This window comes from Nostoc sp. UHCC 0251 (assembly GCF_034932245.1).
In the GTDB taxonomy this organism is placed as follows: Bacteria; Cyanobacteriota; Cyanobacteriia; order Cyanobacteriales; family Nostocaceae; genus Nostoc.
In genome coordinates this window covers 1-7447 of record NZ_JAYGHD010000166.1, presented here as the reverse complement: position 1 = coordinate 7447, position 7447 = coordinate 1, and the positions used below count along the sequence as shown (strand labels likewise).

The 7447-nt window shown below is 42.6% G+C and carries 5 protein-coding genes; 2 read left to right on the top strand and 3 right to left on the bottom strand.

The genetic code is table 11. From position 1 onward, the window contains the following. Positions 1 to 326: 326 nt before the first annotated feature. The gene (locus VB740_RS16335; protein WP_323201017.1) at positions 327 to 809 is read right to left on the bottom strand and encodes a hypothetical protein; all 483 of its coding nucleotides are present in this window, start codon (positions 807 to 809) and stop codon (positions 327 to 329) included. A gap of 409 nt (positions 810 to 1218) precedes the next feature. Between VB740_RS16335 and VB740_RS16330 the strand changes: the two genes are divergently transcribed. Further along, positions 1219 to 4020, top strand: a complete 2802-nt coding sequence (locus tag VB740_RS16330) for a pitrilysin family protein (RefSeq protein ID WP_323201016.1) — start codon at positions 1219 to 1221, stop codon at positions 4018 to 4020. Between the two features lie 274 nt (positions 4021 to 4294). Here the strand turns inward: VB740_RS16330 and VB740_RS16325 are convergent, their stop codons facing one another. Both VB740_RS16325 and VB740_RS16320 read right to left on the bottom strand, forming a co-directional pair. After that, entirely contained in the window at positions 4295 to 4918 is a 624-nt protein-coding gene (locus VB740_RS16325; protein WP_323201015.1) for a DUF4231 domain-containing protein, read from the bottom strand. Positions 4919 to 4927: 9 nt separating this feature from the next. Beyond that, positions 4928 to 5674, bottom strand: coding sequence for a hypothetical protein (locus VB740_RS16320; protein ID WP_323201014.1), 747 nt, complete (start codon positions 5672 to 5674; stop codon positions 4928 to 4930). A 382-nt stretch (positions 5675 to 6056) separates the two neighbouring features. On the opposite strand from VB740_RS16320, the gene glyA reads away from it, so the two are divergent. Further along, positions 6057 to 7340 (top strand): serine hydroxymethyltransferase, encoded by a 1284-nt coding sequence (gene glyA / locus VB740_RS16315; protein ID WP_323201013.1) that lies wholly within the window; start codon positions 6057 to 6059, stop codon positions 7338 to 7340. Positions 7341 to 7447: the final 107 nt, after the last annotated feature.

The window sequence follows — 7447 nt, the reverse complement described above, 5'->3', positions numbered from 1 at the left end:
ACACACCCTACATATACTTAGATTTTTTCATAAATCAAATACTAGTCCTATAGATAAAATAATAAATCTAAGTATGTTATACCAATTCTCTATGAAGATGCACATAATAAGACCCCCCTGTAGTGCCCCCTTAACAAGGGGGGACGGCGACAGCCGGGGGGTAAATATATGCGACTTCACAAAGAAACGGTATTATCTATTCGATACCAAATTAAAAAGGAATAAGGTTAGGCGTTAAGGGTGAAGGTAAACAATTATTTACCTTCACCCTTAACCCTTTGCTCCATCTGAACAAGAAGTTTAATATTTTTATCCTTCTTGTATGGTTAAAACGCGACAGATTGGGCTGTCCCCTTGAGATTGATTGTTGTATAAGTTTGTTTCTGCCCCTGGTTGAATTGAGGAATCACAGAAAAGCGGTTTGTTGTTGTGATTCCTTTAGTTTGAACTTTTACTTCGTTGCTAGATCCAAGGTTTACACGAGGTATGAGTAAAGTAAATGTGGTGTTGCCAGTATCTACTGTCTTTTTAATAGTCACACTTACTAATGTACCAATTTCCGTATCTACAGTACGGATTTCATTTCCGGTAAAGTTTAATGTCTCTTTCTGCTCTTGATAGTTGAAAAGGGGCTTACCAGTAAAGCTTGACGTTGAGTAATTAATACTGACTTTCTCGCCTTTGGAATTATATCCTGTGAAATTATACAAGTTCGGTGTTCTTTGTACTTGGGCATGAGACTGTAATACAGGTATTGCTGCTAAGGTTATACCTAATGTGAATGATGCAATTAAGTTTCTTGTTTGCATATTTCAAAAAGTTATTACTATTTTGATGAAGATATCTACCCTGATGGGATGACAAGGAATTAAACCAATTTTAAAAGTGGATATTCCGGAAAAATTTTCAAATTAAATACATCGCAATCGTTTTTAATATACTTGTAATTATTTGTAATAGTGGGTAGAGTTATATCTGTTTTAAAAATAGAGGATAAGTGGCGAGGAATAAGGAAAGGGATTTTTATACCCATGTTGTAGGCTATTGCTCATAAATGTCTTGCAAATAGGTAAACTTTAAAACCTCCTATTACAGCATGGCGAAAGTAAAGCTACCATTAAAAATGGTAAAAAAGCCAAAAACCTAAGTCTTTTGACTTCCAGAAAGCGATACTAAGGTTTTGTTTTATAATAATAAATTTTGCATTTCCCATTGCTTATGAAGCTACGCTCATATATGCTTATAGGATTTTTTCTTAGCCTTCTGCTAAGTATTTTGCCTTTTTCGGGGAATTTCACTAATGCTGCAATACCGACAGCAGTAGCACCTGTATCTGCTGTCTCATTCACTCAAGGGGTGCAAAAAACAGTATTGGATAACGGCTTAACGGTGCTAACGAAGGAAGTCCATACTGCTCCCGTGGTGAGCGTACAAGTTTGGTATAAAGTTGGTTCACGTAACGAGGTTAAGGGAGAGAGTGGCATTTCTCACCAGCTAGAACATTTAATGTTCAAGGGTACAACTGCCCGTCCAGTGCAGTTTGGAAGGTTATTTAGTGCCTTAGGTAGCCAATTCAATGCTTTTACTAGTTATGACGAAACAGCTTACTTTGGCACAGTGCAACAAGACAAACTTGAAGCACTGCTGACACTGGAAGCGGATCGCATGGAAAACTCTTTAATTGGGCCAGAACAACTCACAAGTGAAAAGCGGGTGGTGATCTCCGAGTTACAAGGGTATGAAAATTCACCAAGCTACCGTTTGAGTCGGGCAGTGATGCGAGCTGCTTTTCCTAACAGAGCCTATGGCTTACCTGTAGGAGGCACAAAAGCTGATGTAGAAAAATTCACGGTGGAGCAGGTGCGGAATTACTACCAAACCTACTACAGCCCAGAAAATGCCACGTTGGTAATTACAGGCGATTTTGACACAGAACCTGTACTCAAAGTTGTTAAAGAAACTTATGGAAAGCTAACAAATCGAGGAAAAGAAGGTACGGGGACACAAGGACGCAGGGGCGTCGTGAGGCAAAATATCACTGCGTCTTCTCCGGTTGCCCCTACTACTAAAAAAGCGCCTATCGTTTTACAGCAACCTGGAAGTGCGGCACTATTGCAAGCAGTGTATCCTCTACCAGATATCAAGCATCCCGATGTCCCGGCAATTGATGTGATGGATGCCATCCTCACAGGTGGACGTAGCTCTAGACTTTACCAAGCCTTAGTGGAATCTGGACTCGCTAGTTCAGTGAGTGGCAGTCCTGCCGAACTCATCGAACCAGGTTGGTATGAAATTAATGCTACGGCGGCTCCGGGTCAAGAGTTAGGGAAAATTGCCCAAGTGCTCCAGGAATCTTTAGCGAAACTGCAAGAGCAACCAGTTACTACAGAAGAATTAAACCGGGCGAAAACGCAACTGCAAGCCTCGTTTGTTTTGGGTAACCAAGACATCACTAGTCAGGCAATCCAATTGGGATATAACGAAATTGTGGCCGGCGATTATCGTTTTATTGAACAGTATCTGGCTGCGATCGCTAAAGTCACCCCAGCCCAAGTACAGAAAGTCGCAAAAACCTACCTCAATCCAGCCAAACAAACCATCGGCTTCTTTGAGCCAACTCAACCAGATGGGAAACCAGGGACTTCTAGTGCTGGTTCTGGTCGCACAGTGGAAAATTTTAGCCCCGGCAAACCTGTAGATCCAGCAGAACTGGCCAAATATCTGCCACCTGCCACATCAGCTACAGATTCGGGCAAACAATCACTACCAGAAGAGTTTACCTTAAATAATGGTTTGCGGGTTCTGTTGTTACGCGATCGCAGTCTCCCCACCATTAACCTGAGTGGACAAATTGACGCTGGGACTGAATTTGACGGCAATCAAAAAGCTGGATTAGCTAATTTGACTGCGACCAACTTAATGAATGGGACGCAGACTAAAAATGCTTTGGACTTGGCAAAAACCTTAGAAGATCGGGGAGCCGATTTAGACTTCAGTGCTAGCCGCGAGGGAGTTAACATTAGCGGTAAAGGACTTTCAGTTAACCTGCCGATATTGATTCAAACTCTGGCAGATGTTTTAGAAAATGCCACTTTCCCCGCCGAACAGTTAGAACTTAGTCGCCAACGGGCACTGACAAGTCTCAAAGTCCAGCTAGATGACCCCAGAGGTTTAGGACGACAAGTATTTCAGCAAGCAATTTACCCAGAAAATCATCCATTCCACAGCTTTCCTACAGATGAAAGCTTAAAAACTATTACTCGTGATGATTTGCTTGGCTTCTACCAGACACACTATCGACCAGATAGCACAACGATCGCAATAGTAGGAGACTTTGATCCACTTAAGGTAAAATTGTTGCTATATCAGGCGTTTGGCAAATGGTCAGCCACGGGTAAGCCACCTGTTCTCGAAATACCGTCCGTGGCATTACCAAAAACTTTGACACGCCTGAACAAAGTGATACCTGGTAAAGCAGAGGCTGTTACCTACATCGGCTACAACGGCATCTCTCGGAAAGACCCACGTTATTATGCAGCACTGATGCTGAATCAAATTTTGGGTGGTGATACCTTATCGAGCCGCTTGGGTACAGAAGTGCGCGATCGCCAGGGTCTAACCTATGGTATCTATAGCGGTTTTGCCGCCGGAATCAATCCCGGCCCGTTTCTGATTCAGATGCAGACTGCTCCTGGTGATGCCCAAAAAGCGATCGCCAGTACCCTCGCTTTACTTAAACAGTTGCGCGAACAAGGAGTAACTGAGGCTGAATTCAATACGGCAAAACGCTCAATTACTAATAGCTATCCCGTGGATTTAGCTAATCCCAGTGACGTATCAAGCATCATTTTGAATAATGCTGTATTCGGACTTTCACGGTCAGAAATCCGAGACTTTCCCCAGCGAATTCAAGCAGTTACTATGGCTCAGATGCAACAGGCAATTGAGGATTTAATTAAGCCGGAAAATCTGGTAATTGTCACTGCTGGCCCTGGAGAAGCCGCGTCTAAGGGCAGCTAGTTATTTCATGCCAAAACACAAAGGTGCTCAAATTTGCTTGACACCTTTGTGTTTTAGCTTAATACCAATTGAAAAAATAATTGCGGCAAATCGAGTGCTAAAAAACTTATCAATTAACTTTTGCCAAATATTTTTATCCTACTAAAAGGGGTTTAAAACCCCATCCTCAATGCCAAAGCTTGTTTTGTGTTGGGGTCTAAATCCCCATTACAAAACGTAATTGCGTTAGCGCAGCGTTAGCGACGTAGGAGCGTCATTGCGAATTGCGAATTGTTTAATCTTCTTCTTTCTTCTCCTCCACATTGGTTATCTTTGCATTTGGCATCAGTATCAAGTTTTCCTGAGTCGGTTGCTGTTCTTTCTTTTCTTGTACAATTTGAGTAGAGTATATTTCAACATCTCGTTGAATAATATCTTCTACATGACCTGCAAAAACATTAAAAGCCTCTTCGTGGCTTGTATAATTACGATAAGGGCCTGTCAATTGCGAGAATTGCCACCCTTGGCTTTTCAAAGATTCGACTGTACGGCGATAGTGTCGCCAACGTTCTCCATAATGAAAAAACTCTTCAATAGCAGCACTAATAGCAACTATTTGGCTCAAGCTAAAAGTTGACCAAATAATGGCATTCTTGACTCTATCGTTAACTTGTAGAGTAGAAGTAGTGTTAATATTTAGACTTACCAATGCCGGGAGAATTACACCACCAACAATAGTTGTTATCCGTAATAAATAATGGCGATCGCGTGAAAAACTCGCCTTACCTTCCATCCAGAGTACTTGGTCTAACCAGCGCGATCGCAAAAAATGTTTTTGCACATCACCTAAGTTCATTCCTTCAAATAACTTGTTAAAATCTTCCTTTAAAAATTCTTGATAACTATCTTTTTTTGCCATCATTCACTCCTAATTAGAAAGCAAATCTTTAATTGTTTTGCCTAAATTTTCAATTCCCTTCTCTATATTGATTAAGTCAATGTATTGTAATATACCAGATTCCGCTAACTTTTTGGCTCGTTCATCGTTAGCCTCTCCACGCAAAGCATCTGCAAGTATATCTGCGGTTCTACCACTACCAGCAATCACAACAACTAACCTTCCAGTATTAACGCTAGAAAACGCATCCTTAAAGGTAATCTCACCACCGTTTAAAAGTATAGTCAGCGAAGGTGCATTATTGGCTAGCACAGTTGCAACTTCAGATATCCAAGAAGACTCGTCGCCCCAATTATTGCCAGGAACCAGTACAAAATGAGTATGATTTGGCTCTAACGGTGTCAAATCAGCAGCAGGTTCTTGTTGATTCGGTAAAGCCACTTTGCTTTCAGGTGTTACGCCAATCAAAGCAAACTTAGCACCTATTTGGGTACGAGCTTCACCCATCAATTGCATAACTCCCGCATCCGTACCTCCATCTACAACATAAGCCCCCAAACTTTCGGCGATGGGGGCTAAAACTTCCGTAAACAACCGTTGGATGCGAAGCAAGTCGGCTTCACTGATGTTACTTGCACCCCCCACCACTACTAAAACAGGACGCGAACCGCCAAGCCCTATTCGCTCAAGAGCATCTAGTAATTCAGTTTGTTGATCAACTCGAATAGCTAATGCTGTTTGTTCGCTGTTAAAGGTAAGTTTCAAAAAATTTTTCATTTGTCAAGAATCCCGACTGCTTAAGTTTTCCAACGTAGAACTTCGCAGTCATGTTCCGCAAGCGTTGGATTACGCACAGTTAATTGCTGAAAGTTTCAGATGTTTGTTTCACAGAGGAGCGATATCTCCGACAGGCTACGCCTACGCAACAAGCTTTATTTAGCGCAGCTTCAACAAGCAACGTTATGATAATTAATCGTCTAATAATAAATAAGTTGGCACAACTAAACCTTAATAGTACAGAGACGATTAATCGCCTCTGTAGAGCAGTCAAAAATCATTAAACTATAGACTTTGGGCTATAAACTCTTGAGAGTGGACTGTTAGGTGCTACACCCAACCAAAATCAGCCGTTGTACAAATTTCCACAAGGATAATTGAAGTGACTAAGACTAACTCAGATTTTCTTACCTCCACCGATCCAGCGATCGCGGAGTTAATCAACGACGAACTACAGCGTCAACGAGATCACTTGGAGTTGATTGCTAGTGAAAACTTTACCTCAGCTGCTGTACTGGCGGCTCAAGGTTCGGTACTGACAAATAAATATGCCGAGGGATTACCTGGTAAACGCTATTATGGCGGTTGTGAGTATATCGACAAAATTGAGCAGTTAGCGATCAATCGTGCTAAACAGATATTTGGCGCTGCTCATGCGAATGTGCAACCTCATTCTGGCGCACAAGCCAATTTTGCAGTGTTCCTGTCGCTGCTGCAACCAGGAGACAAAATTATGGGGATGGATTTGTCTCATGGGGGACATCTCACCCACGGTTCACCTGTAAATGTCTCAGGTAAGTGGTTCCAAGTTAGCCACTACGGTGTCAGCCAACAAACAGAACAACTTGACTACGACCAAATTCGGGAGCTGGCGCTGAGGGAGCGTCCTAAGCTGCTGATTTGTGGTTATTCGGCTTATCCCCGGATAATTGACTTTGAAAAGTTGCGTAGTATTGCTGATGAAGTAGGTGCTTACTTACTTGCCGATATTGCCCACATTGCTGGTTTGGTTGCTAGTGGTCTTCATCCTGATCCCATTCCTCATTGTCACGTAGTAACAACAACAACCCATAAGACTCTACGCGGCCCTAGAGGTGGTTTAATTTTGACCAACGACGCAGAACTAGGTAAAAAGCTAGATAAATCTGTTTTTCCTGGCACTCAGGGCGGGCCATTGGAACACGTCATTGCTGGTAAAGCAGTAGCCTTTGGAGAAGCCCTAAAGCCTGAATTTAAAACCTATTCTGCCCAAGTGATTGAAAATGCTCGTGCTTTGGCAGAACAACTGCAAAACCGAGGTTTAAAACTAGTGTCAAATGGCACTGATAATCATTTAATCCTCGTGGATTTACGTTCTGTCGGTTTAACTGGGAAGCAGGCGGATCAGTTAGTTAGTACTGTAAATATTACTGCTAACAAAAATACTGTTCCCTTTGATCCGCAATCGCCATTTGTTACCAGCGGACTGAGGTTAGGTTCGCCTGCAATGACTACGCGGGGCTTAGGAGTAGCAGAATTTACCGAGATTGGAAATATTATTAGCGATCGCCTGCTTTCTCCAGATTCCGACGTAGTAACCCAAGATTGTCGGCAACGAGTAGCAGCATTGTGCGATCGCTTCCCCTTATATCCTCACCTGGAAATTCCTGTACCAGCGCTAGCGTAGGGCATGGGGCATTGGGCATAAAAGGCAGAGGGGCAGAGGTGCGGAGGGGCATAGGGGAAAAACTGAAAAACTTACTGCAACTTCTCCTCGGCTCCCCTGCTCCCCTG